The organism is Salicibibacter halophilus (assembly GCF_006740705.1).
GTDB classification, from domain to species: Bacteria; Bacillota; Bacilli; order Bacillales; family Marinococcaceae; genus Salicibibacter; species Salicibibacter halophilus.
In genome coordinates this window covers 108,164-130,696 of sequence record NZ_CP035485.1, presented here as the reverse complement: position 1 = coordinate 130,696, position 22,533 = coordinate 108,164, and the positions used below count along the sequence as shown (strand labels likewise).

Genomic DNA, 22,533 nt, shown 5'->3' with positions numbered 1-22,533 from the left:
AATCCACCCCACAAAAGTGTAGCGTTGCCTTTGATTATACCTATGATTGTATAATTATGCTACTCTCAAGAGGGAGGGTTTACCGTTTTTGCAATCCATTCAAACGGAAGGTATTTTTCTTCATACGACTTCCGCAAATAAAGCAAATATTCGACATTCCCCCGCTGCCTGTAACCGGTGATACATGCAAACCGGCAGGTTGTAATTGGGAAGCGATGCTTGCCTTCATCACGGATTCAATGACACGTGAATGAATGGATCGATCGCGAACAATCCCCTTTTTCCCAACTTCTTCCCGTTCTGCTTCAAATTGTGGTTTTATCAAAACACATGCCTCTCCACGTGCAGATAAAACTTCACTCATCCTTGGCAAAAGGTGCTGCAATGAAATGAAAGAAACGTCACACACAGCAACAGCCGGTGTCCCATGGACAAAATCCGACTGCTTTGCATACCTGAAATTAAAGCGCTCCAGCACATGCACACGAGGGTCGGAACGCAGCGCCCAATCCAATTGATTGTAGCCAACATCGACAGCATACACGCTTTTTGCCCCGTGCTGCAGCGCGCAATCGGTAAAGCCTCCAGTGGAAGCACCTACATCAAGTGCGATTTTTCCTTCCATTTTGATCGGGAATTCTTGCAGCCCCTTTTCCAGTTTGAGCCCGCCGCGACTCACGTATGGATGGACATCGCCTTTTAGATAAAGGGGTTGCTCGGGATCCAACTTCATCCCCGGTTTTTCTATTCGTTCTTTATCGGTGTAGACGAGGCCGGCCATAATCGACCGCCTCGCTTTTTCACGTGTAGAGAGTAACCCTTTTTCAACGAGTAAAACATCCGCCCGCTCTTTTTTCTTCATCATCGATAAAATTTGCTGCAATTGTTGCAGCTCTACTCCTTTTTGCCTATGCTCGCTGCTTTTTTCTCGGAACCATTTCATCAATCAACTTCGCGGCACCCTCTGCCGTAAGTCCCAATTCTTCATACCAGTCTTTCGGATTTCCATGTTCGATATAACGGTCGGGAAGACCCATTCGTTTTACTTGTAAGCCAAAATGATTTTGATCATGCAAATATTCAAGAACGGCGCTGCCAAACCCGCCTTTTAAAACAGCTTCTTCCATCGTGAGAACCGGAATGTTTTTATGGGCGATTTGATCGAGCAGCTTTTCATCCAACGGTTTCACGGAATTGGCATTCACGACACGAGTGGAGATTCCTTGTTTTTTCAACTGTGCAGCCGCTTCCTTCGCAATCGGCAACATTGTGCTGAGCGCAAGGATCACGGCATCGTTTCCTTCTTGTTCCACTGGCCATTCGCCGACAGGCAAGATTTTTAACTCCTCATCCATCTCCACGCCGAGACCATTGCCGCGCGGAAAACGAACGGCCATTGGTCCGTCATCGTTGGCGACGGCGGTATGAATCATATGCTGCAACTCGTTCTCATCTTTGGGAATGACGATCTTCATGTTCGGCAAATGTCTGAGATAAGCAATATCGAAGACACCCTGATGCGTCTCCCCGTCGCCGCCGACGAGTCCGGAACGGTCAATGCCGAAAACAACATTTAAATTTTGACGGCATACATCGTGCACAAGCTGGTCATATCCCCGTTGCAAAAACGTCGAATACACACCGAACACAGGTTTCATCCCCTGAGTGGAAAGGCCGGCGGACATGGTGGTTGCATGCTGTTCCGCTATCCCGACATCAAACATGCGCTCCGGAAATTTCTTTGCAAATTTATCAAGTTTTGTCCCACCCGGCATTGCCGCTGTCAATGCGACAAGCCGTTCATCATCTTCCGCAATCTTTGCAAGCGTATCACTAAACACGGCACTATACGCGGGCGGACCCGATTTCTTTACCATGTCTCCGGATTCTATTTTGTACGGGCCAGGGCCGTGCCAGGCACCGCTTGCGTCATCCTCGGCGGGCTTGTACCCTTTCCCTTTCTTCGTAACCACATGCAGGAGCACAGGACCCTTCGTACGTTTTGCATAGGTTAAATTGCTGTGAAGTTCATCAAAGTTGTGGCCATCGATCGGGCCGAGATACGTGAAACCCATCTCCTCGAAAAACACACCGGAAACGAGCAAGTATTTGACGCTGCTTTTCAGCCTGTCGGCCGTTGAGCTTAAGGCACCGCCGAATGCCGGAATTTTTTTGACGAAATATTCCAGGTCTTCTTTCGTTCTGCGGTATCCGCCTGTCGTGCGCAAACGGCCGAGCATGTTATGCATTGCTCCGACATTGGGAGCGATGGACATTTCATTATCATTTAAAATAACGGTCATGTCCGTTTGTTCATGGCCAATGTGGTTCATGGCTTCCAGTGCCATGCCCCCGGTTAGAGCCCCATCCCCAATGACGGGAAGAACGTTGAAATCTTCGCCTTTCAAATCCCGGGCTGTAGCCATTCCCATCGCTGCGGAAAGGGAAGTTGAACTATGGCCTGCTTCCCAAACATCGTGTTCGCTTTCGTCTCGTTTTGCGTATCCGCACAAGCCTTTGAATTGCTTTAACGTATCAAAACGATTCGCACGTCCCGTCAGGATTTTATGAACGTATGTCTGGTGTCCCACATCCCAAATGATTTTGTCATTCGGACTGTCATAAAGTTTATGGAGCATGAGCGTCAATTCCACAACACCCAGGTTTGGTCCCAAATGCCCGCCCGTAACGGATAGTTTTGAAATTAAGAACGAACGAATATCTTCGGCAAGCTCGTCCATTTGTTTCCGTGATAAACTTTTCAGGAACCCGGGATGCTGAATGGTTTCTAAATACATGCGGCAAACCCTCGCTTTCGTTTAGAATCTGTTTATTGTTATTCAATCGTTTTTTATATCATAGAGCAAGCAACCGATCAATGACAAATCATTCTTACAGATCTGCTTTGTCCTCCTTTGTACAGTTTACAATTTTCGCTGGAACAATGTGTCCTTCTATTTTACTTCTAACAAAGCAAAAATGCTACCTGTACGGCAGCACTTTCTAAATTCGTTAAATGATGTTCACTTCATTCGCGTTAAAAAGAAGGCAAGAAGACCGTTATAAATGGCCCTTTAACGGTCTCTATCCTCGATATAGGAGAGGACGGAAAAAAGATCGGGGGCGGGAACAGTAAGAGACCGTAACATATGCTCAGCCTTTTCCATATGACTGCGCAATTTACGTTTTGCCTCGCTGAGGGTCAGCAAACTGGGATAAGTGCTTTTGCCATTGTTTTCATCACTTCCAACCGGCTTCCCGATTGCTGATTCGTTCCCTTCTATATCGAGAATGTCATCTTTTATTTGAAAAGCAATGCCCACTTCTTCCGCGAATGGGCGCAACAGCGATAGGTCTTCCGGCGGCGCTCCTCCAATTACCCCGCCTGCTTCTGCAGCAAACGCCAACATTGCAGCCGTTTTATGCCGGTGGATCCACTCAAGCTCCTCCAACGTCAGGTCACGGTTCTCCCCTTCCATATCAGCCACCTGACCTCCGACCATGCCTGTCGCGCCACTTGCTTCCGCTAAACGTCGATTGAGATACAAAGCATCACGCGGGGGCAATTCTTCTTCGTTTATGTTACCGATCAAGGAAAAGCTTTCTGTCAAAAGTGCATCTCCGGCAAGGATCGCCAACGCTTCTCCATATACTTTGTGGTTGGTTGGCTTTCCTCTTCTCGTATCATCATTATCCATGCTCGGCAAGTCATCATGGATAAGCGAGTACGTGTGTACCATTTCAACGGCGGCTCCCAGTGTATACACCGCTTCGTTCACCGGTCTATAGCTGCCGGCAACCGCAATCAAAAGCAAGGGACGAATTCGCTTCCCCCCCGTATTTAACGAGTAAAGCATTGCCTCTTTTAAACGTACTGGCGCTTCCAATGTTTCTACATGGGCCTTAAGTGTTTTCGCCACAGGTGGAATGTGCGCCTCAATCAACTGATCGATTCTTTCTGTTGCCAATACAAAACCAGAACTAGTTGCGCGGAAGCCCACTTTTTTGGTACTTATTATAAAAAAATGGGAGGGAACGCAAAAGCCTGTTTCTCTCCTTTCCCATGCATATCCTGCAAACGCCTATGCAGACGTTCACCTTCCTGATTCAATACTGTCACACCCTTATGGTCATTCGCAAACAGCTAATTACTCTGATTATCTTCCAATTCCAACGGAAGGCTTTCACCCGTCTCGTTGACAATTCGATCCATTTTCTTCTCAACGTTTTGCAATTGATCATGGCAGCGTTTGGAAAGCTTCATTCCCGTTTGGTACATCTCGATAGCCTTTTCCAACGGAACATCCCCTTCTTCAAGCTGTTGAATAATATACTCAAGCTTTTTCATGTCCGCTTCAAACGTCTGCTTGTTTTCCGTTTCTTCATTTCTTTCATTTTCCACCGGTTGCTTCCCCCTTATCAATAGCAAATGTTTCTGTTCCTTTTTCCGTGATTTCTGCTTCCACGTAACCATCTTGGAAATAAATGTTTAGTTTATCCTCTACGTCAATGGCATCAACCGATTGCACCAACTGTTCATCCCGATATGTGACGGTGTACCCGCGTTTTAACGTTTCCATTGGATTAAGAAGAGCCAGTTTTTCCAACAAACGTTCATACCGGTTTTCCTTATCCGTCAACAATCGCCGAAAATTTCCCTCCAATTGCTTCGTATCCGTTTTAAGCAATTGCCTTTTTTGTTCCAGCAAATGGGTTGGCTTTAAGGAAGCGATGCGCCGGCGCTGTTCATTCACCTGCTGCCTTTGCATTTGCATGCGCGTTTGCATGGCGCGATGCAATTGGTCCAGGTTGCGATCGAGCTCTTGTTCCTTTTGTTTAAGCAATTGTTCCGGATAGCGAAACGCATAGGAATTATCCATATATGCCAATTTTTCTTTACGGTACTGAATGCTTTGTTGCATGATTTGTTGCAAGCGAATTTTTTGAGTGGAAACTTTCTCTTGCCATTCAGTGAGCGATGGCACAGCGATCTCGGCGGCAGCTGTCGGCGTAGCCGCCCGTACATCTGCAACAAAATCCATTAATGTGACATCCGTTTCATGGCCGACAGCAGAAATCAGCGGAATATCTAAAGAGGCGGCAGTACGGACAACCTGTTCATCGTTGAATGCCCACAAATCTTCGATTGATCCCCCGCCTCTGCCGGCAATAAGAACATCATTGCCGTCAATGCTTGCTTGCTTTAACGCCCTGACGATACCAGGAGCTGCTTCCGGGCCTTGAACAGCAACCGGATAAAGCGAGATAGAGGCTTGCGGATACCTTCTCTTTACGGTTGTGTAAATGTCGCGGATAACCGCTCCGGTCTTTGACGTAATCACTCCTATGTGCTCCGGAAAATTAGGAAGTTGCCGTTTTCTGGATGTATGAAACAACCCTTCCGCATCCAGCTTATTTTTCAATTGTTCATAGGCCAGATACAATTGTCCAATCCCGTCCGGTTCCATCATCCGCACATACAATTGATACTGTCCATACGGCTCATAGACGGACACATTTCCGCGAACGAGGACCTTCATTCCGCTTTCGGGCCGAAAACGCAAGGCGCGATTATTGCCGGCGAACATAACGGCCGACACTCGCGCCTTTTCATCTTTTATCGTAAAATACATATGTCCGCGGCTGTGATGTTTAAAGTTCGAAATTTCCCCACGTAAAAAAACATCGTTCAACAACAGACTCTGGTCAATCAACCCTTTTATTTGTCTCGTCAATTGAGTCACAGAAAGATAACGTTGCTCAGGATTCATCATTGAACATCGTTCCTCGAGCGGCTTCCACCGTATTATGTAAGAGCATGGTAATCGTCATCGGCCCTACGCCGCCCGGGACAGGCGTGATCCACCCTGCTTTTTCTTTGACTTCTTCAAACTGCACATCACCGGTCAGTTTCCCCGTGCTTTCCACTCGATTCACACCGACGTCAATCACGGCCGCGCCTTCCTTTACATGAGCTTCGCTGATCATACCTTCACGTCCGGCTGCAGCGATGAGAATATCCGCTTGACTTGCGTGAAACGCCAGATCTTTCGTCTTCGAATGGCAGTAGGTCACCGTGGCGTCTTTATTTAACAAAAGTTGCCCCACCGGTCTGCCAACGAGTTGACTCCGGCCAACGACAACCGCGTGCTTGCCTCTCGGGTCGACGCCACTGATCTCCAGCATCTTCATAATGCCCAACGGTGTGCAAGGCGTAAATGCCTTTTTCCCTGTCAGCAGCCGCCCGACATTAACCGGATGGAAGCCATCCACATCTTTATTTACGGCAATTCTTTCAATAACGGCATCTTCGGATATATGTTCCGGCAACGGCAGTTGCACTAGAATGCCGTGTACACTGCTATCCTCATTTAAAGCATCGATTTCGGCAATCAATTCATCCTCCCGCAAAGAGGTAGGATGGCGCTTTACAATCGAGTGAATGCCTGCAGTTCTACAAGCCTTCTCTTTCCCTCGCACGTAACTATGCGACGCAGGATCATCCCCCACCAATATAACCGCGAGCGATGGTGTCACCTTTAAATCCTGGACTTCTTCCGCCAATTCGTTTCGCAATTGTGTGGACAACTCTTTGCCGCTAATGATCTCCGCTGTCATACTCGCTCTTTGCCCCCCATTTTTGTTCATTGCGTAGATTCGATAAAACTCCGTTGACAAATTTACCAGCTTCATTCCCGCCGAATGCTTTCGCTGTATTTATCGCTTCATTAAGTGCCACGTTTACCGGAATATCTTCCCGGTGTTGCATTTCATAGACAGCAAGACGCATAACGGCCCGGTCTACGTTCCCCACTCTCTCCAATGTCCAATGTTCCAACTGCTCTGCAATTTGTGCGTCGATCGCTTGCTGCACTTCGAGAACCCCGGGGATGACATCATAAAGGTAATCATCCGCTTCTTCCTCATCATCCAGTGACGACTGGAGCGCGAGTTTCCATTCGATGCCGGTCATTTCTACTTGATACAGCGCTTGGACCGCCCGTATTCGTGCCCATCTTCGATTCATAGCTCGATACCTCGACTTATCTTCAGATCCATTATTCGGTCGTTTGTTCCAATTGCCCTTGTTGTTCTTCCGGTTGTTCGAATTGAATCCCCACAACATGAACATTAATCTTGTCCATCGCTATGGAGGTCATTGTTTCCAGCGCCTGTTGAATATTTCGTTGCACTTGATTGGCAACGTCGGGGACAGATATGCCATAGTTGGCAACAATCGAAACATCAATGACGACACCATCGTCTCCGAGCTCTACCTTCACACCTTTGCCGTGGTTTTTTCTGCCAAAACGTTCAGCGACGTCGGTGGCCAAATTCCCGCGTAAAGCTGCAATGCCCTCCACTTCAGACGTGGCAAGTCCGGCGATCACTTCAATCACTTCCGGAGATATTTCCACCTTGCCCAAATCATTTTCCTGTTCCTCAATATCAAGCATTTGGTATTCACTCATTTCCTCTTGTCCCCCTTAAGATTGTTCCGTATCTTCTCCATTTTCCTCGACTGCCTGTTCTCCCTCTTCCTGTTCGGCTTGTTCTTGTGCTTCCCGTTCAGCCGCAAGCCTTTCCCGTTCTTCTCGCAAACGATCCATGCGGTACTGGCGAAATACCGGAAACTCCGAAAGGTTATCCGGGATTTTTTTATTTTCCAGCAAAATAATCTTTACCATATTTTTATTTCTGGCCATATGGTAATGATCATCGTATTCATTCTCTTTCGTGAACTTCTTAAGGTTTTCATAGTCCTCTTCCTGAATAGATACCGGGTACGGATTATCTTCTGAGGCTTCTTCTTCATAACCAACTTCAAATTCCACAATTTGGATATGGTCATTTTTTAAATTGCGGGTTTGTTCCAAAACGGATTTTGCACCTTCCGTCAAATCGTTCCACTCCATATGAAAGACCTCTCCTAACTAAGTACGGTGCTTTTCTCCCGGTGCTAAGCGTCCGTAAAACTCCCGCTGTATCCCGTAGCGGGAATTAACGGGCATTTGTTCCGACGCACAGGATGTGTGGGTGCCGGCATTGCCAAAGGACGTAGCGCTTTTTGCCGGCGTACCTTTACAACCATCATGGGGGAATCCCACTATGGTGGATGCTTCACTTTATATGGTTGATTATAGCACGTAGCGATATTCATTTCATCCTTTGACCAAGGATTCTTACAGTTGAGGATGGCTTTATGAAGAACCTTTCCTTCCAGCTTCGTAAAGTTTGAAAATCTACCGAACAATCGTCTCAAAAAAAAAAGGACCCGCTGAGGATCCCGAAAGCGTCAACCTGTTTCATTTTCATCATAATGATACCCGACGGAAACCGGGCGTTCCCCTAACTCTTCACTGGCAATCCGGTTGATTTCCACAACTTCTGTTCTGGATAGTTCTTCAGCTTCAACGAGAATCCGGACTTCATCCGTTTCACTCATGACAATCACATCGTTATACCCTTGGGATTGGATTTTTTGTTCCAGTGTATGTTCCATGTCAGCAATTGTTTGCAAATTTTCACGTTCTTCCTGTGCATCATTTTTCTCTTCTGTTGTAGCATCGCTTGAAGCCAGGACGTCCGTGTAATGTTCTCTCGTTTCGCTGCGATTTTCCTCGCGTTGGATGCGCAAGGCGCTGAACCAGTCGCTGCTATCCGAAGCGTCCGCGGAAACTTCCGTTTCTTCGTTTGTTTCTTCATCGGCAGGAGGTTCTTCTTCAGAAGGATCTTCTTCAGCCGGTGGTCTTTCTTCTCCCTCGCCCTTGGCAGGCGCTTCTTCCGTACTCTCTTCCGTTGACCCCTCGTCTTCTTCCCATTCTTCTACAACGACGGCACTGTCAGGATTTTCTTCCAAAAATTGTTCCCATAGATCGCCTTCAAAGTCTTCCAATGCCTCTTCATCATCACTGACAAGTGCCATTTCGTGCTCCGCGGGACCATCAGGTGTGAAAAAATATACACCGAGAACCGCGACTAAACTTATCATCGTCAATAGCCAAACCGTTTGTTTTTTCAAAACCAAATCACTCATCCTTTCTTTACTGTTTAGATTGTACAGATACGCGGTGGGCGGGGACATCAAGTGTGCGTGTGACCGCCTCTATCACGGATTCTTTAAGGTCCAGTTCCTCAACCCCTTCGGCAACGACGAGAACTCCGGTAACATCAGGTTTCTCCGTACGAATGAGCAAGGGTTTTTCCGTATCGCCATCTTGGATCAGAACGAGTGTTTCTTCTTCTGTCCCTTCCTCAAGAATACGAGTTCCGCCCTCCGTGTCGGTCTCGTCCGTTGTTTGTTCACGACTGGTTGTATCTTTTTCGTAGACTTGGCTCTCCGATGCTTCCAGGTTCACAACGATGTCAACGCCTGATACCCCGCTCATGGACTCGAGAGCCCCTTCCAATTGATGCGCATATGCATGTTCAAGTTCTGCAATATCCCCAATGGGATGTTGCTGTTCGGCATTATCCTCTGTATCATCACCGAGAACGTCCGCTCCCTCCCTCTCCTCATTCATACCGGATGAGGAGGAAGGACTGCCCCCGGGCTGTTCCTCTTCATCACCTCCGCTCGTGCCAATAAACATAAATAGTATGCCAACGACAAGCAAGCCACCCAAATAATACCAACGAATTTTACGGGAACCATCAGCGGAAGGCAGCCATTTAGAAAATGGTGGTTTTTCGTCACTCATTCAGCCCCTCCTCCTCCAGGCTGACGTCAATACTCTCTTCATCGATTTGCCATACTTCAGCAAGACGTGCACGCACCTCCTCGGTTTGACGGTCGTGTACTGTACGCGTGGAATCAGCAGGTTCGGTTGCATCGTCCGTGGATATTTCTTCCACAGGCTGAACGGAAACCGTTTCAGCTTCCTGCTCGTCTATTTCTCCGACAACCACACCGACTTCCAACTCGGTATGAGAGGATACCGAGATTTCTTTTATGCCAAGGTCGAAGTCTTCTTCCAGTGCATCTTCAGCCTCACTGCCAAGCCGAGCACCTACTTGTTCTGAAATATATGCATCATGACTGGCTTGTATTTCACTTTTCTTCTCATCAATCTCAATTTCCATTTCATCGACCCCTTCCGTCACTTGAAAATCCCCCCAAACGAACCATGTCTCCGGCTCCCGGTTCAGCAGCTCAAAAACCGGCTGCAGAATTAAAATCATCATAATTAAACCAAGGATCAAGTCCGCATACCGTTTCATCGTTGAAGTCGGCAACAATAATTCAAGAATGACAGCAATGAGCAAAAAAACGATTAGCGTCGTTATCCATTCATTAAAATAGGCGATACCCTTCACCTCACCATTAACGACAAGTTTCCGGATGTGATAATAATTGTGATCGCGAGGAAAAACATTAAGCTGACGACTGCCACGGCCGCGAACATAAATAAAACGGTTTTCGCAAATAAACTCAGACACGTGCCAAGCGGACCACCACCAAGCGGTTGCATGACGGCTGCGGATAGTTGGAAAATAATCGCTAGGGCGAGGATCTTTAGTGCCGGAAAAGCTACGATGACAAATAGAATCGCCAGTCCAGCAACCCCGACTGTATTTTTTAACAGCAGAGAGGCCCCGATCACTGTATCGGTCGCATCCGTGAACATACGGCCGACGACCGGGACGAAGTTTCCAGCAATATATTTTGCGGTACGTACTGTGATCCCGTCTGTAACGGCTGCTGTTGCTCCCTGGACGGAAACCGCAGCCAGGAACACCGTTAAAAATGCACCCATGATTGCCATCGCTGCATTGCGAATCAGTGCAGCCAGTTTCGATAATTGAAATTTTTCACTCATTGTGCTAATGACGGCTAAAAGTGCCGATACGAATAACAGAGGCAGAACAATACGATCGATCAACAACCCGCTCGTATTTACAAGAACGATGATTAACGGGTGAAACAGGGCGGCAGATGATGCGGCACCGGTAATGGCTAACAGAGACAAAAGCATCGGCAACAAGGCAATCAAGAAATTTACCATGCTTTGCACCGCTTCCTGAGCGTAGGACATGGCCACATAGAAACTGTTCATCGCAATAATGATGAGCACTGTAAAAGTGATGCTGTAGGCAATTTTACTGACGGCAGCATGTTCGAACGCATTTTGCAAGGCACGCAACACCATCGTGAAGACGGTCAAAAGCAGCAATGTTCCAAGCAACGCCAAATTCGATGTAATTTCATGAAAAATGAAGCGTAGAAATGCTTGTCCCCAATCAGCAGGATTGAACTGGCGCTCTCCTTGGATAAAATCGCTCAATTCTCCACGTTGGCTTTCCGGCAAAAACGATTCGTATTCCGAACGAATATCTTCCCAAAACGTTTCGATCTCCGAGAACCCAAGCCTGTCCATCTGCTCGTCCATTTGTTCATCGAGCATCTCCTCGGCAGAAGGTATGTCCTCCTCGTCTTCGATGGGCAATTCCTGCTCCGATTCGGCATCCTCTTCCGCCGATACAACGAAAGGGGCACTTATCAAGATGGCGATCAAGAACAAAATTGCCCACTGCTTTTTCATATCGACCCACTCTTTCACCCCGGAATCAAGGAAATGACCGTTTCAATCAAAACGTTAAAAATAGGAATCGCCATCACAACGATCAGAACCTTCCCGGCAAGCTCTATTTTTTGTGCAATCGCACCTTGGTCCGCATCCCTGGCAATTTGCGCTCCGAATTCGGCAATGTAAGCAATTCCAATTATTTTAAGCATCGTCTCCAGGTAAACCATGTTGATATTCGCTTCATTTGCCAATGTTTCAATTAGTTGAAATGCGGTTACGATATGGTCGAGCAAAAACAGAAAAATCATCGCACCGACAAATAACGTTAGCAGAAAAGCAAATGCGGGCTTTTGCTCTTTGATGATCATTGCCAGAAATACAGAAATCAGGCCGATTCCAACGATTTGAATCATTTCTGCGGACATTGGACTACCCTATGAAAAGAAAGATACCGCGGATTCTTTGGAAAAGATCATCCACAATGGTTGCAACCATGTAGAGCACCACCACAAACCCGATCAAAGTGACCCACTGTGCCCAGTCCTCTTTGCCCATCTGTTTTAAAACGGTGTGAATCATGGCAACGACGATGCCGATTCCAGCAATTTGAAAAATCGTGTCCACATCATACCCCACCGCATTTCCCCCCTTCGAAGCACCCGTGTTCTTAAATCATGACAATGATGGCGAGTAACCCTCCAAGAAAACCTAACGATTTCGCCATTTTTTCATATTTTCGTTGTTCTTCAATTGCTTCATATTCCTCAGAACGCAAATGGGCAAGCGTGAGTTGAATATATTTGCGCTGCTCATCACGCCCATGCCGGCCAAGCGTTTGTCCAAACTGCAAAAGCGTTTCTTTTTCTTTGTGGCGTAAAGCGGTTGATGGCCAATTCCATTCAATGCTTCGATCCCATGCGTCCTTCACATCCGTGCTTTCGGTTTCCAAAATGTTCGCAAAGGTGGAAAATATCTGGGAAAGTGGCGGCCGCAATGTCTTTTCCAGCTTTCGGGAAATTACCGGGAGCGGTGTATGTCCATATATCACTTCTGCTTCCAATAATTGTAAAGCCGTCGTAAACTGACGAATTTGCCGGGAGCGGCCGGATAAGCGCCGAGACCATTCAAACCCTACTGCCGTAAGTGAAATTAAGACGAACAGAGCGCCGAGCCATCTCACGCTCTCACCTTCCTTGGAATGATGAGTTTCCCACGCTTGTTTTCATCAAGGAGAAGCAAACGATCAAAAAGCGGACGGCCGGACGATGTCCGAAGGAGCTGCCGGTCTTCCATATCTTCTATCGTTCGCCCGTGGGCGCTACAAATCACTGATACGCCGGCATTCATCGCTTCCCGCAAAGCTGATTTATCACGTTCATTCCCGATTTCATCAACGATGAGAAGATCGGGGCTCATCGCTCTGACGAGCATCATCATTCCTTCTGCTTTCGGGCAGCGATCCAACACATCGGTTCGTGGCCCAAGATCATGTTGCGGCACTCCTTCAAATGCAGCAGCAATTTCCGAGCGTTCATCAGCGATGGCCACTTTTCGCGAAGGAATTTGTTTTGCTTGATGACCGTAACTGGCTGTACGCGCTATATCCCGTAATAATGTCGTTTTTCCCGACTGGGGTGGACCGACGATTAAAACATTCCGCCATTGTTCGCGAAACAGTTCCGAGAGGTAACGAGCGGCAACACCGCCCATCTCCCGTGTGATCCGTATATTAAAGGAGCGCACATGCTTTAATGTTTTCACCGTTCCCTTTTCTACAATCGTTTCCCCGCCCAAGCCTACTCGATGGCCACCGGCCAACGTAAGAAAACCGTTGCGCAATTCTTCTTCAAAAGCGTATACGGAATGCTGGCTTAATTGATTCATAATAAATTCTGCATCTTCTTTTGTGAGAGATTCAGCATCCATAAAATAATCGTTATTTCGATAAATAAGTTCAGGAGGACGGTTCACACGCAGGCGGATTTCTTCCAAATCGTTCGACTGCAAGGCAGCGTGAATCTCTTCTTTGAATCGCGCGGGAATAAGGGCAGCAATGGTTTGTTTTGACACAATCGTGCTCTCCTTCAGCGTGTAAGCGATGGTTCACCACCCCCATCTATCAACTTAGGAACAAACCTGCGATTTTTAGAAAACTTGGCGTATCGGCAAACCTTTATGGCGAAAACCTTCGTTGCCAATAAAAAACTCCATGGGAGTCTGCTTGTACAATGTATGAAACTAGATCCATATTAGAACCGCCGTTTGGCGTTGTTATTTAAAACGCTATCTTTACCTGCTTTGGAATGGACCGTTTCTGTTGTCCATATTTATGAAAGATTATCCAGCTTCATGCAAAATGCCTGGTGTGGGGAGCGTTTATTACAATACGTGAAATTTTATTACACACTCCCTTTTTTACTCAAATCTAGATTCATCTTCAAAGCCTCGCGTAAACAAAAAAAGACCCGTATCAGGTCTTTTTTCCAACTCGTTTAAGCTCTTTGTGTATATTCTCCTTTGCGGGTGTCGATGATGAGCCTTTCGCCTTCATTGATAAATAACGGCACTTGGACAGTGTAACCTGTTTCCAGTTTTGCCGGTTTCGAGCCACCGGACACCGTGTTTCCTTTAATGCCCGGCTCCGTTTCGATCACAGTCAATTCAACGTTATTCGGGAGTTCAATGCCAAGCGTCTCCTCTTCATAAGAAATCATTTGTACTTCCATGTTGTCTTTTAAAAAATTAAGTTCGTATTTAATCTGGTCACTTGTGAGTTCGATTTGTTCAAACGTTTCCATATTCATAAAGGCGTGCGTGTCGCCATCTGCGTATAGGTATTGCATGCGATTTTTCTCGATGTGTGCCCGGTTGACTTTTTCACCGGCTCGAAACGTTTTATCCTGAATGTTCCCCGTGCGCAAACTACGCAGTTTCGAGCGGACGAACGCTGCCCCTTTTCCTGGTTTTACGTGCTGAAAATCAACGACAGTCCAAATATCGTTGTCGACTTCAATCGTTAATCCGGTGCTAAAATCATTTACGGATACCATTTCTTCCTCCCCTTTTATGTTTCAATCCTTTTCAATGTTTTTTCCGATAACGTTAAGCGTTCATTCCCATCTTCGGTGATGAGAATGTCATCTTCGATCCGGACGCCTCCTTTGCCCGGGAGGTAGATCCCCGGTTCAACAGTGACGACCATTCCGGCTTCCAATTGTAAGTTCCCTTTCGGCGACAGCCGGGGCTCTTCATGTACGTCCATCCCCAGGCCATGGCCAAGTCCATGCCCGAAATAGCCTTCGTAGCCTTCAGCATAAATGTAGTCACGAGCGATCGCGTCAGCTTCTACTCCTGTCATGCCGGCTTTAATTTGTTCCAAACTTTTAAGCTGCGCCTTTAAAACGGTGTCGTAAACGTGGTGCATTTCATCGCTCGGTTCCCCAACGGCCACGGTGCGGGTAATATCGGAACAATACCCTTCATAATAAGCGCCAAAATCCATCGTGATCATGTCACCCTTTTCCACCTGTTTATGGCTCGCGACTCCGTGCGGGCGTGCACCACGCTCCCCGGAAGCAACAATAATGTCGAAGGATGAAGATTCCGCTCCAAGGTGGCGCATGTAAAATTCAAGTTCGTTGGCGATTTCACGTTCACGAACCCCGGGCTTTATGTACGTAACAATATGTTCAAAGGCAGCATCGGCAATTTCCGCGGCTTTTTGCATCGTTTTTAATTCATCGATGCTTTTAAACAAGCGAAGATTTTCAATCATGCCGGCAACCGGGACTAGTTTCGCGGCAAACGCCTCTTGGTAGAAATCATATTTTTCATACGTTGTATGTGCTTTTTCAAATCCGACGGAGGCTGCATTTTCTGCTTCGAGGAGTTTATTTATTTCTTTGCTTATTCCGTCCTCATGCTGAACAACCGTAAAACCTTCGCATTGATTTTTCGCCTGTTCAACGTATCGGAAATCCGTGACAAAGAAAGCTTCACGGGCGGTAATCAGTGCAGCGCCTGCCGTTCCCGTAAAATTCGTTATATACCTTCGGTTTGTCTGGCTTTCCACAAGCAGGGCGTCAATCCCTTCCTGTTCCAACTGCGTACGGACCAGCTCGAGACGGTTCATTGTTTTTTCCTCCTTTTGCTAACGATCAACATCCCCCATTCTAGCATAGATTTGTCAGCACCGCGATTTAATTTCTCCCGTACTTTCGCTCAAATTCCAACAACTCGTATTCGTAGGAAATGGAGTACCCGATAAACAGGCCATACATTATGAATAAGCAAAGGGTCGTCACAATCGTAATCCCTTCCATTTCAAGAAGCGGGTCCAAGTCTACAAATAGCGGATTGGCAACGAAGAACACGAGAATCCATAAAATAACCCCGTAAAAAAAACCCATCCACATTCCTTTTACACGGGCCAGCACGAACCGGTACAAAAACGCAATAGCGATGGACAAGAGTGTAAAAATGCCGACAGCAGCCCATTGGCCCACCATCTGATCCTTCCAATCACCCAAGGACCAAGCCATCCAAAAGAGCGAAGGTCCCACATCGGTAAAATTGAAAAAGTACGCGGCATACCAAATGGACCCCCATATCAAGCCGCCGAAAAGACCGGTAAACAGAACTTTTGCTGCAAAAGGTAGCCCTTTCGATTCCTTTTGCTTTCCCTTCATAAGATCACCTCATTCCTTAGTATGATCGCTCACCGATAGAATCATGCCAATCAATTATTTTTGCGAAAAGATGGAGGTTGGAGTGTCTTTCATGTAAAATGGGTGGCGATCCTTCTGAATAGGCTGGTGAGCGTCTTGAGTCATCAAAACCAAAAGCCTGCATATGGCGGACAAGCGATCATCGAAGGCGTGATGTTTGCCGGCAAGCGGATTACCGTTTCCGCCATACGCAGAAAAAATAATGCGATAGAGTTTTACGAAGAACGTAAAGTTAACCGTCCGGTTCTGCAGAAGCTTAAAAAAATTCCGTTTGTAAGAGGAACCGTCGCCTTGATTGAAGCTGCCTCGGTTGGCAATAAGCATCTCAATTATGCCTCCGACCGCTTGGACGTCCATCCCGATGACGATGATCAGATCGAATCGGCAGAGAAAAGTTCCAAATTGGCCATGATCTTTGGCGTGGCTGCTGTAGGGGTATTTGCGTTTCTGTTTGGCAATATTTTATTTACCGCGATCCCTGTCTTTATCGCGGAATTATTTTCCCCTATATTTCCGGGACACGTAGCCCAGAACTTGCTCGAAGGGTTCTTTAAGTTCCTCATTCTCGTCGGTTACATTTACTTGATCACTTTTATGCCGCTGATCAAACGTGTTTTTCAATATCACGGGGCCGAGCACAAAGTGATTAACGCATACGAGGCAGGGAAACCGTTAACCGTTGAAAACGTCCAGGAACACTCCCGGCTCCATTATCGCTGTGGCAGCAGCTTCATGCTTTTCACTGTCATCGTTGGCGTAATGATCTATTTGCTCGTCCCTTTTGACAATGTCATTGAGCGGGTGGTCCATCGCCTTCTGCTGATCCCCGTTGTATTGGGTGTTTCTTATGAAGTGCTGCAAGGAACGAACAAATTGAGAAACATCCCCGTGCTGAAATGGCTCGGCCTGCCCGGTTTATGGCTGCAACTCTTAACGACCAAACAGCCAAAGGATGATCAAATCGAAGTCTCCATCTCTTCGTTTGAAAAAATGCTGGAACGAGAAAAGGCACTGGAAGACGAGGAAAAAGTTGGCGGCCGTATCGTTTAATCATCTATCATCACGGAGGTGAATGTATGGCAAATTCTATCCGGAACCCGGTGATCATCGTGATTTTGGGCCTGGCGGCGCTCGGGCTGGTTTACCAGCTCGCCAACAACCCGGGCGGGTTTTTCCTGGGCCTCGTCATTACCGCGCTGATCGCCGTCGGTCTCTACTTTTTACTTACACGCCTGATATTGCCGAGGCGAAGCGGCATGAACAATAACTATCGCAAAGCGCTAAAACAGAGCAAGCAACGGCAAAAACAAAAAGAGGCAACCAGAAAAAATAATCAAAAAAAGAAAAGACACTTAAAAGTGGTCGACGGCAATCGAAAAAAATAAGAAACGTGCAGCTTGATGTCTGCGCGTTTCTTTTTTTAACCGGTCCAGTTTTTTAGATAATTTTGCGTTGCATCCCGCCCGAGCTGAGCCAACCGCTTTCGGTCATCTTTTGTGAGGGAAAAGGAGGTTGTTTTTATGCGATTTACAGGGATAAAGACGACATTTTCCTGTTTATGTTTTTCAACGTAGCGAGCATCATGGCCTTTTTGCATCGTCTCAAACACAGAACTGTATAGTTCCAGCGCATTGTCGATCGTATTTCTCGTATCATTGGGCTCGGGGTTCAGTTGAAAACCAAGGAGGGGACGTTTCACCCGCTCTTCTCTTCGAAAAAGCCACATAGGGAAATTGCTTAAAATCCCGCCATCTACAATGATAGCCGTTTCACCGTTTTTATCAAAAAGTTTTACCGGTTGGAAAAAATACGGCAAACTGCAGCTCATGCGCACCGCACGCGCGATTGGAAAGGTCTCGGGAATGATCCCGTACACATGCAGATCATCGGGAATAACGAGCAACTGGCCCCTCGTTAAATCCGAAGCTACAATGCGCAGCGACTTTTTCGGCAAGTCGTTAAATGTGCGAATACCTTTCGCTGCCAATTTTTCTCCGAGCCACTCTTCCAAGCGGTTGCCCTTATACAATCCTAGGCCCCAATAGACGCCGAGCCATTTCAAGAGCATTGGAAAATGTTGCGTCCAGGGTGTCGGGTCCAATAAGGTTTGCGGATCCAATTCTTCCATCAGGTCCCTTAATTCCTCACTTGTATAACCGGCCATAATCAGGCTGGCAACTAAAGCCCCGGCGCTCGTGCCGGCCACACGTTTGAAACGATAATTTCGCTTTTCGAGTTCTTCCAACGCACCGATAAAGGCGAATCCTTTCACTCCCCCGCCCGCAAATACACCATCAATAAACACCGTTGAATCACCTGCCTCTACACCTCTACCCTATGCAAGCCGCTGGTTTTTGCGTGTTGTCCGAAGGAAATCGCCACGATTCTCTTCCCCAAAACAGTTTTATGTTCTTTGTTGCAAACCCCTTGCCGGTCCCATACATTCTGAGCGTTAGAAAAGCTATGCCAAAGGCCTGCAGCCTGGCATAGCAAATTTTGATTCTTTATAAACGGTCATCAGGTGTTCCGAGCGTTTTTTAAAGCTATGAAGTTCCACTCGGGCATTCACCTGCATATCCTAGAGAATATCCAAGGTAACGACAAGGGCGATTAAAATCTGCAGCAAGAGTTGGATGTTAAGCGCCACTTGCACATCTGTAGAAGTCACGTTGATATCACGGGAATTCTCAACAATCGTCTTTTGAGAGGTTCTTTGCTTGATTTTCGATGTTTGGAATAGTTCTTGCGTGACTTCTTCAGCGTCGTCTGAACCGGCGAGCGAAATACGGACCACTAATACAATCGCGGCTTGCAATGCTGCTTGCAAATTGACGGCAGCTTGAACGTCTGTCGTTGTAACATTAACATCGCAAGAATCTTTAATTAACATAAAATCTTCCGACACTTGCACCTCTTTATTCGATTGGGCACCTTCCTGCATCACATTGTCTTCCCCTTCTACGGGGCAAGCCATTGGGTGCTGTCCCCGATCATCGCACAACGCACTCCATTTTTGATCCTCTTGATACGGTTTTGGATCATAGCAGCTTCGAGCTCGATGCTGGCCTAAATGGATGGACATATGATTTTTCCCTCCTTTTTAAAAGTCTACTACACGATATGACACTGACCCTTTGTTTGCGTGGACAGAACGCCATGATTCATTCGTTGATTTTTTTAAAACCCTTCTTCCTCGTTAGGAATCGTTACTTTCATCCGCTTCATCTTCATCCGACACTGTCGTCGTTTGGTTCTCTAAAAAATCGTTTACTTCATCCTGGATATTTTCCACGACCTCGCGAATACGTGCTTTTTCGTCTTCGGAAATGTCTACGGATTCTTTTGTAACGTTACGTTTCGCCAGCACACGCTCTACCATTACATTCATCAACTTTTGCATATCCATACAGATCCCTCCCCATAAATCAAGATTCTCCACAATATATGTCACCGGACCACGATTCGTTTGGGGGGATGAGGAGGGGAGCGGGAAAATAGGCTTTTCTATCGTCAATTTGTGCCCGTACACAACACATATTTTTTAACGGATATTTTTTCTATCAGCTACGTTTAAGATGCCAAGTCTGTTATAATAAAGAACGGTCCGCGAACCATCCAAAAGTGAAGTCACATCATCTTTCCCAGGAGGTTGTCATTGCTAAACAAACTACTCGTGAAACGGATATTGATCATCATTGCACTTATCCTCATTGGGCTGTTCGTCTATTTTAACCTCTCTGCCTTTATGCCGGTGTTGCTCGCGCTGTTAACCGCTATGATTTTTGAGCCCTTTGTTAAGTTTTTGATGAGAAAGTTTAATATTCGTAAACGTCTTCTCTCCGTTTCCATTGTTTTTACCGTGTTTCTCATTGTAAGCACGTTTTTGATCTACATAACGTTGACGTACTTGATTGAAAGTTTGATCGACTGGTCCAGACAAATTCCGGGATACATAAATGAGATCGAACTGTTTATAAATGACCTTATTCAAACATTCGATGAATTCATTGCCGAATTTCCCCAGGGCCCGCAAATTGTACGGGCGCTGGACGAATTGACCGACAATACGATAAACACGGCACTTAATTGGTCCACCGATTTTGTCGCCTATTTATACGAAATCATCATGGCCGTCCCGAACATGCTCATCATCGGGCTCGTTTATTTAATCACGCTGTTCTTGTTCAGTCTGGATTTACCGAGGCTGATGGACAATTTCTTCAACATATTCAAAAGCGAAACCGCTGATAAACTTCGTTACGTTTTTCAACGAATGGCCAAGGTTTTTCTCGGCTGGTGGAAGGCCCAATTTATTATGAGCCTGGGGATATTTATCCTTACTTATCTAAGTTTGCTCTACATCGCACCCGGTCCGGCATTAATCGTTTCCTTTCTCGTTTGGCTCGTGGATATTATTCCCCTTTATGTGGGTCCTGCTTTAATATTGGTACCGTGGGGAGTAGTCGCGATGATCCTCGGAGATGTGACGATGGGCGTCCAGTTAAGTGTTTTGGCCGTCATTTTGCTCGCCATCCGACGTATCGTGGAACCGAAGGTGCTTGGAGATTCCATCGGGCTGCACGCATTGCCAACGATTCTTTCCATGTACTTCGGCTTCGTGTTTTTCGGGGTGATGGGTTTAATCCTGGGTCCTTTCGTCTACATGGCCATAAAGTCTGCCAAAGAGTCGGGGCTGTTTGATATAAAATGGACCGAAAACGAAAAGCGAGACTCCCCGAATTAAGGAAGTCTCGCTTTTTCTAATCTATTCGGCAATCCTATTCCGGTGTTTTATGATGTTCCTGCAATGCTTTCAATCTATTTTCATCCTCATGAAAATACTGAACGAGATCACCGATCCGGTCAATCGCGTCCCAACTGAGATGGTGTTCAATGCCTTCCACGTCACGGTAAATATAGCTTTCGTCAACACCGATCATATGTAAAAAATCTTCAAGCAATTCGTGCCGGTAAACCAGCCGTTTGCCGATTTTATTTCCCTTTGCGGTGAGCACCAAACCTCGGTATTTTTCATATACAAGGTAGCCGCTTTTATCCAGTTTTTGTACCATTTTTGTCACTGAAGATGGATGAACCTCAAGTGTGTCCGCGATATCTGAAACGCGAGCATATCCTTTTTCCTCTATTAATTGGTAAATACGCTCCAGATAATCTTCCATGCTGGCCGTCGCCATGTTAACCACCCCCAAATCTGCATATCAATAGCTGTGATGTAAACCCATGCTCTCTCCCATTGTACATAAATCGCTCATAGGCGACAACAAAGTGTTTTTTAGGCAAAAGGGTTCGCGAATCCTTTCGGAAAAATGTTATCATTAGAAAGACTTACTTACTAACGTTGGAGAGAAAGGGATGGTATTCATGGAAAAAGTCCTTTTTAATGGCAAAATCATTGACCGCGGGAAAGCTTCCTTTTCATTTGATGATCGCAGCATGTATTTTGGCGATGGCGTTTATGAAGTGATTCGCGTGTACAGTGGACATCCTTATAAGCTGGAGATGCATTTGCAACGGCTGCAAAGAAGCGCTGATGAGTTGGACATCCCTTATTCTATTAAAGAGAAGCAATCGCTAAAAAAAAGAGTAAGTGAATTAATAGACACGAACGAGCTTACCCATGATGGCTATGTCTATATTCAATTGTCCCGTGGAGCCGCTGCCCGTGACCACCTTTATGAACGGCATATTGAACCGTTTATCTTTGCTTTTACAAAAGAGATGGAGAAACCTACAGCCCAACAAGAGCAAGGGATAGCGGTTTATTTAACCGAGGACATCCGCTGGTTGCGTTGTGATATAAAAACCGTCAATCTTCTCGGCAATGTGTTGGCGAAGCGGCAAGCAGCTGACCATGACTGTTCCGAAGCGGTTCAACATCGGGGAGACACGGTCACGGAAGGTTCTTCTTCCAACTTGTTCATCGTTAAAGACGGACAGTTAATCACCCATCCTGCCGACAACTTGATCTTAAATGGCATCACTCGTCAAGTGGTTATCGATTTAGCGGAGAAACAAGGGCTCCCTGTTTCCATAACCCCGTTTTCCACCGATGAATTGCTTGAAGCAGACGAAGCCTTCATTACGAGCACCATCAATGAAATCACGCCTATAACAGAATGGCGGGGAACGAAACACGGGATGCTAAAAATCGGAGCGGTCACTAAACAATTGCAAGCCGAATTGCAAGCAGACATTGAACGAACACGAACCGGCGAGTGAAACGCTGAACCGCTCTCTCCCCATTCAAAACGAAGGCA

General features: G+C 46.5%; 28 protein-coding genes. 4 read left to right on the top strand and 24 right to left on the bottom strand.

Annotated features, from left to right (window positions below; genetic code table 11):
* Window positions 1-79 precede the first annotated feature (79 nt).
* The 20 genes from EPH95_RS00705 to EPH95_RS00610 all read right to left on the bottom strand — a co-directional run bounded on the left by EPH95_RS00705 (window position 80) and on the right by EPH95_RS00610 (window position 16,216).
* On the bottom strand, window positions 80-943 hold the full coding sequence (locus tag EPH95_RS00705; RefSeq protein ID WP_227004112.1) for a TlyA family RNA methyltransferase: 864 nt from the start codon (window positions 941-943) through the stop codon (window positions 80-82).
* A complete protein-coding gene (dxs, locus tag EPH95_RS00700; protein ID WP_142086462.1) occupies window positions 909-2,798 on the bottom strand; it encodes a 1-deoxy-D-xylulose-5-phosphate synthase in 1,890 nt (629 codons plus the stop codon). The genes EPH95_RS00705 and dxs overlap by 35 nt, the downstream gene beginning before the upstream one ends.
* Before the next feature lie 276 nt (window positions 2,799-3,074).
* Window positions 3,075-3,968, bottom strand: a complete 894-nt coding sequence (locus EPH95_RS00695) for a polyprenyl synthetase family protein (protein ID WP_227003992.1) — start codon at window positions 3,966-3,968, stop codon at window positions 3,075-3,077.
* Between the two features lie 176 nt (window positions 3,969-4,144).
* Window positions 4,145-4,402, bottom strand: a complete 258-nt coding sequence (gene xseB, locus EPH95_RS19105) for an exodeoxyribonuclease VII small subunit (protein WP_405127406.1) — start codon at window positions 4,400-4,402, stop codon at window positions 4,145-4,147.
* Window positions 4,392-5,774, bottom strand: coding sequence for an exodeoxyribonuclease VII large subunit (gene xseA, locus EPH95_RS00685; RefSeq protein ID WP_227003991.1), 1,383 nt, complete (start codon window positions 5,772-5,774; stop codon window positions 4,392-4,394). The genes xseB and xseA overlap by 11 nt, the downstream gene beginning before the upstream one ends.
* Window positions 5,761-6,618, bottom strand: coding sequence for a bifunctional methylenetetrahydrofolate dehydrogenase/methenyltetrahydrofolate cyclohydrolase FolD (folD, locus tag EPH95_RS00680; protein WP_142086458.1), 858 nt, complete (start codon window positions 6,616-6,618; stop codon window positions 5,761-5,763). Before folD ends, xseA begins: the two co-directional genes overlap by 14 nt.
* Window positions 6,599-7,027, bottom strand: coding sequence for a transcription antitermination factor NusB (gene nusB, locus EPH95_RS00675; RefSeq protein WP_142086456.1), 429 nt, complete (start codon window positions 7,025-7,027; stop codon window positions 6,599-6,601). The genes folD and nusB overlap by 20 nt, the downstream gene beginning before the upstream one ends.
* 31 nt (window positions 7,028-7,058) lie before the next feature.
* Complete coding sequence (locus tag EPH95_RS00670) at window positions 7,059-7,472, bottom strand: Asp23/Gls24 family envelope stress response protein (protein WP_142086454.1); 414 nt, start codon at window positions 7,470-7,472, stop codon at window positions 7,059-7,061.
* A gap of 15 nt (window positions 7,473-7,487) precedes the next feature.
* Complete coding sequence (locus EPH95_RS00665; protein ID WP_142086452.1) at window positions 7,488-7,916, bottom strand: hypothetical protein; 429 nt, start codon at window positions 7,914-7,916, stop codon at window positions 7,488-7,490.
* A gap of 380 nt (window positions 7,917-8,296) precedes the next feature.
* Complete coding sequence (locus EPH95_RS00660) at window positions 8,297-9,022, bottom strand: SpoIIIAH-like family protein (protein WP_160141530.1); 726 nt, start codon at window positions 9,020-9,022, stop codon at window positions 8,297-8,299.
* Window positions 9,023-9,044: 22 nt separating this feature from the next.
* Window positions 9,045-9,701 carry a stage III sporulation protein AG gene (gene spoIIIAG / locus EPH95_RS00655; protein ID WP_142086447.1) on the bottom strand — a complete coding sequence of 219 codons (657 nt, stop codon included), beginning with the start codon at window positions 9,699-9,701 and terminating at the stop codon, window positions 9,045-9,047.
* Window positions 9,694-10,317 carry a stage III sporulation protein AF gene (gene spoIIIAF, locus EPH95_RS00650; protein ID WP_160141529.1) on the bottom strand — a complete coding sequence of 208 codons (624 nt, stop codon included), beginning with the start codon at window positions 10,315-10,317 and terminating at the stop codon, window positions 9,694-9,696. The genes spoIIIAG and spoIIIAF overlap by 8 nt, the downstream gene beginning before the upstream one ends.
* Window positions 10,314-11,543, bottom strand: coding sequence for a stage III sporulation protein AE (gene spoIIIAE, locus EPH95_RS00645; RefSeq protein ID WP_142086444.1), 1,230 nt, complete (start codon window positions 11,541-11,543; stop codon window positions 10,314-10,316). Before spoIIIAE ends, spoIIIAF begins: the two co-directional genes overlap by 4 nt.
* 14 nt (window positions 11,544-11,557) lie before the next feature.
* Window positions 11,558-11,953: a stage III sporulation protein AD gene (gene spoIIIAD, locus EPH95_RS00640; protein ID WP_142086441.1), complete on the bottom strand. Its 396-nt coding sequence runs from the start codon at window positions 11,951-11,953 to the stop codon at window positions 11,558-11,560.
* A gap of 4 nt (window positions 11,954-11,957) precedes the next feature.
* Window positions 11,958-12,164 (bottom strand): stage III sporulation protein AC, encoded by a 207-nt coding sequence (spoIIIAC, locus tag EPH95_RS00635; RefSeq protein WP_114370173.1) that lies wholly within the window; start codon window positions 12,162-12,164, stop codon window positions 11,958-11,960.
* A gap of 31 nt (window positions 12,165-12,195) precedes the next feature.
* Window positions 12,196-12,708, bottom strand: coding sequence for a stage III sporulation protein SpoIIIAB (spoIIIAB, locus tag EPH95_RS00630; RefSeq protein ID WP_142086439.1), 513 nt, complete (start codon window positions 12,706-12,708; stop codon window positions 12,196-12,198).
* A complete protein-coding gene (gene spoIIIAA, locus EPH95_RS00625) occupies window positions 12,705-13,598 on the bottom strand; it encodes a stage III sporulation protein AA (protein ID WP_160141528.1) in 894 nt (297 codons plus the stop codon). Before spoIIIAA ends, spoIIIAB begins: the two co-directional genes overlap by 4 nt.
* A 422-nt stretch (window positions 13,599-14,020) precedes the next feature.
* Window positions 14,021-14,578 (bottom strand): elongation factor P, encoded by a 558-nt coding sequence (gene efp / locus EPH95_RS00620; protein WP_142086435.1) that lies wholly within the window; start codon window positions 14,576-14,578, stop codon window positions 14,021-14,023.
* Window positions 14,579-14,592: 14 nt separating this feature from the next.
* The gene (locus EPH95_RS00615; protein WP_142086433.1) at window positions 14,593-15,660 is read right to left on the bottom strand and encodes a M24 family metallopeptidase; all 1,068 of its coding nucleotides are present in this window, start codon (window positions 15,658-15,660) and stop codon (window positions 14,593-14,595) included.
* Window positions 15,661-15,727: 67 nt separating this feature from the next.
* Window positions 15,728-16,216 (bottom strand): YqhR family membrane protein, encoded by a 489-nt coding sequence (locus EPH95_RS00610; protein ID WP_142086430.1) that lies wholly within the window; start codon window positions 16,214-16,216, stop codon window positions 15,728-15,730.
* Window positions 16,217-16,351: 135 nt separating this feature from the next.
* Between EPH95_RS00610 and EPH95_RS00605 the strand changes: the two genes are divergently transcribed.
* Together EPH95_RS00605 and EPH95_RS00600 are read left to right on the top strand one after the other, a co-directional pair.
* Complete coding sequence (locus tag EPH95_RS00605; RefSeq protein WP_227003990.1) at window positions 16,352-17,305, top strand: DUF1385 domain-containing protein; 954 nt, start codon at window positions 16,352-16,354, stop codon at window positions 17,303-17,305.
* A 26-nt stretch (window positions 17,306-17,331) separates the two neighbouring features.
* Window positions 17,332-17,640 (top strand): SA1362 family protein, encoded by a 309-nt coding sequence (locus EPH95_RS00600; protein ID WP_142086428.1) that lies wholly within the window; start codon window positions 17,332-17,334, stop codon window positions 17,638-17,640.
* A gap of 35 nt (window positions 17,641-17,675) precedes the next feature.
* On the opposite strand, the gene EPH95_RS00595 is transcribed toward EPH95_RS00600, so the two are convergent.
* The 3 genes from EPH95_RS00595 to EPH95_RS00585 form a co-directional block, all read right to left on the bottom strand.
* Window positions 17,676-18,560 carry a patatin-like phospholipase family protein gene (locus tag EPH95_RS00595; protein ID WP_142086426.1) on the bottom strand — a complete coding sequence of 295 codons (885 nt, stop codon included), beginning with the start codon at window positions 18,558-18,560 and terminating at the stop codon, window positions 17,676-17,678.
* Between the two features lie 273 nt (window positions 18,561-18,833).
* Window positions 18,834-19,337, bottom strand: coding sequence for a spore coat protein (locus EPH95_RS00590; RefSeq protein ID WP_142086424.1), 504 nt, complete (start codon window positions 19,335-19,337; stop codon window positions 18,834-18,836).
* Window positions 19,338-19,451: 114 nt separating this feature from the next.
* A complete protein-coding gene (locus tag EPH95_RS00585; protein ID WP_142086421.1) occupies window positions 19,452-19,661 on the bottom strand; it encodes a hypothetical protein in 210 nt (69 codons plus the stop codon).
* A gap of 249 nt (window positions 19,662-19,910) precedes the next feature.
* Between EPH95_RS00585 and ytvI the strand changes: the two genes are divergently transcribed.
* Window positions 19,911-20,999: a sporulation integral membrane protein YtvI gene (gene ytvI / locus EPH95_RS00580; protein ID WP_142086419.1), complete on the top strand. Its 1,089-nt coding sequence runs from the start codon at window positions 19,911-19,913 to the stop codon at window positions 20,997-20,999.
* A gap of 34 nt (window positions 21,000-21,033) precedes the next feature.
* Here the strand turns inward: ytvI and mntR are convergent, their stop codons facing one another.
* Window positions 21,034-21,450: a transcriptional regulator MntR gene (gene mntR / locus EPH95_RS00575; protein ID WP_142086417.1), complete on the bottom strand. Its 417-nt coding sequence runs from the start codon at window positions 21,448-21,450 to the stop codon at window positions 21,034-21,036.
* 187 nt (window positions 21,451-21,637) lie between these two features.
* On the opposite strand from mntR, the gene dat reads away from it, so the two are divergent.
* Window positions 21,638-22,495: a D-amino-acid transaminase gene (dat, locus tag EPH95_RS00570; protein ID WP_142086415.1), complete on the top strand. Its 858-nt coding sequence runs from the start codon at window positions 21,638-21,640 to the stop codon at window positions 22,493-22,495.
* Window positions 22,496-22,533 lie beyond the last annotated feature (38 nt).

What these genes read in the sequence shown, in the direction of transcription:
- EPH95_RS00670 (WP_142086454.1), bottom strand. Translation starts at nt 7,472, where the DNA reads ATGAGTGAATACCAAATGCTTGATATTGAGGAACAGGAAAATGATTTG.
- EPH95_RS00600 (WP_142086428.1), top strand. Translation starts at nt 17,332, where the DNA reads ATGGCAAATTCTATCCGGAACCCGGTGATCATCGTGATTTTGGGCCTG.
- EPH95_RS00585 (WP_142086421.1), bottom strand. Translation starts at nt 19,661, where the DNA reads ATGGATATGCAAAAGTTGATGAATGTAATGGTAGAGCGTGTGCTGGCG.
- nusB (WP_142086456.1), bottom strand. Translation starts at nt 7,027, where the DNA reads ATGAATCGAAGATGGGCACGAATACGGGCGGTCCAAGCGCTGTATCAA.
- xseA (WP_227003991.1), bottom strand. Translation starts at nt 5,774, where the DNA reads ATGATGAATCCTGAGCAACGTTATCTTTCTGTGACTCAATTGACGAGA.
- spoIIIAE (WP_142086444.1), bottom strand. Translation starts at nt 11,543, where the DNA reads ATGAAAAAGCAGTGGGCAATTTTGTTCTTGATCGCCATCTTGATAAGT.
- efp (WP_142086435.1), bottom strand. Translation starts at nt 14,578, where the DNA reads ATGGTATCCGTAAATGATTTTAGCACCGGATTAACGATTGAAGTCGAC.
- spoIIIAD (WP_142086441.1), bottom strand. Translation starts at nt 11,953, where the DNA reads ATGTCCGCAGAAATGATTCAAATCGTTGGAATCGGCCTGATTTCTGTA.
- EPH95_RS00705 (WP_227004112.1), bottom strand. Translation starts at nt 943, where the DNA reads ATGAAATGGTTCCGAGAAAAAAGCAGCGAGCATAGGCAAAAAGGAGTA.
- EPH95_RS00615 (WP_142086433.1), bottom strand. Translation starts at nt 15,660, where the DNA reads ATGAACCGTCTCGAGCTGGTCCGTACGCAGTTGGAACAGGAAGGGATT.
- dxs (WP_142086462.1), bottom strand. Translation starts at nt 2,798, where the DNA reads ATGTATTTAGAAACCATTCAGCATCCCGGGTTCCTGAAAAGTTTATCA.
- mntR (WP_142086417.1), bottom strand. Translation starts at nt 21,450, where the DNA reads ATGGCGACGGCCAGCATGGAAGATTATCTGGAGCGTATTTACCAATTA.
- EPH95_RS00665 (WP_142086452.1), bottom strand. Translation starts at nt 7,916, where the DNA reads ATGGAGTGGAACGATTTGACGGAAGGTGCAAAATCCGTTTTGGAACAA.
- folD (WP_142086458.1), bottom strand. Translation starts at nt 6,618, where the DNA reads ATGACAGCGGAGATCATTAGCGGCAAAGAGTTGTCCACACAATTGCGA.
- spoIIIAG (WP_142086447.1), bottom strand. Translation starts at nt 9,701, where the DNA reads ATGAGTGACGAAAAACCACCATTTTCTAAATGGCTGCCTTCCGCTGAT.
- EPH95_RS00590 (WP_142086424.1), bottom strand. Translation starts at nt 19,337, where the DNA reads ATGTCCATCCATTTAGGCCAGCATCGAGCTCGAAGCTGCTATGATCCA.
- EPH95_RS00610 (WP_142086430.1), bottom strand. Translation starts at nt 16,216, where the DNA reads ATGAAGGGAAAGCAAAAGGAATCGAAAGGGCTACCTTTTGCAGCAAAA.
- dat (WP_142086415.1), top strand. Translation starts at nt 21,638, where the DNA reads ATGGAAAAAGTCCTTTTTAATGGCAAAATCATTGACCGCGGGAAAGCT.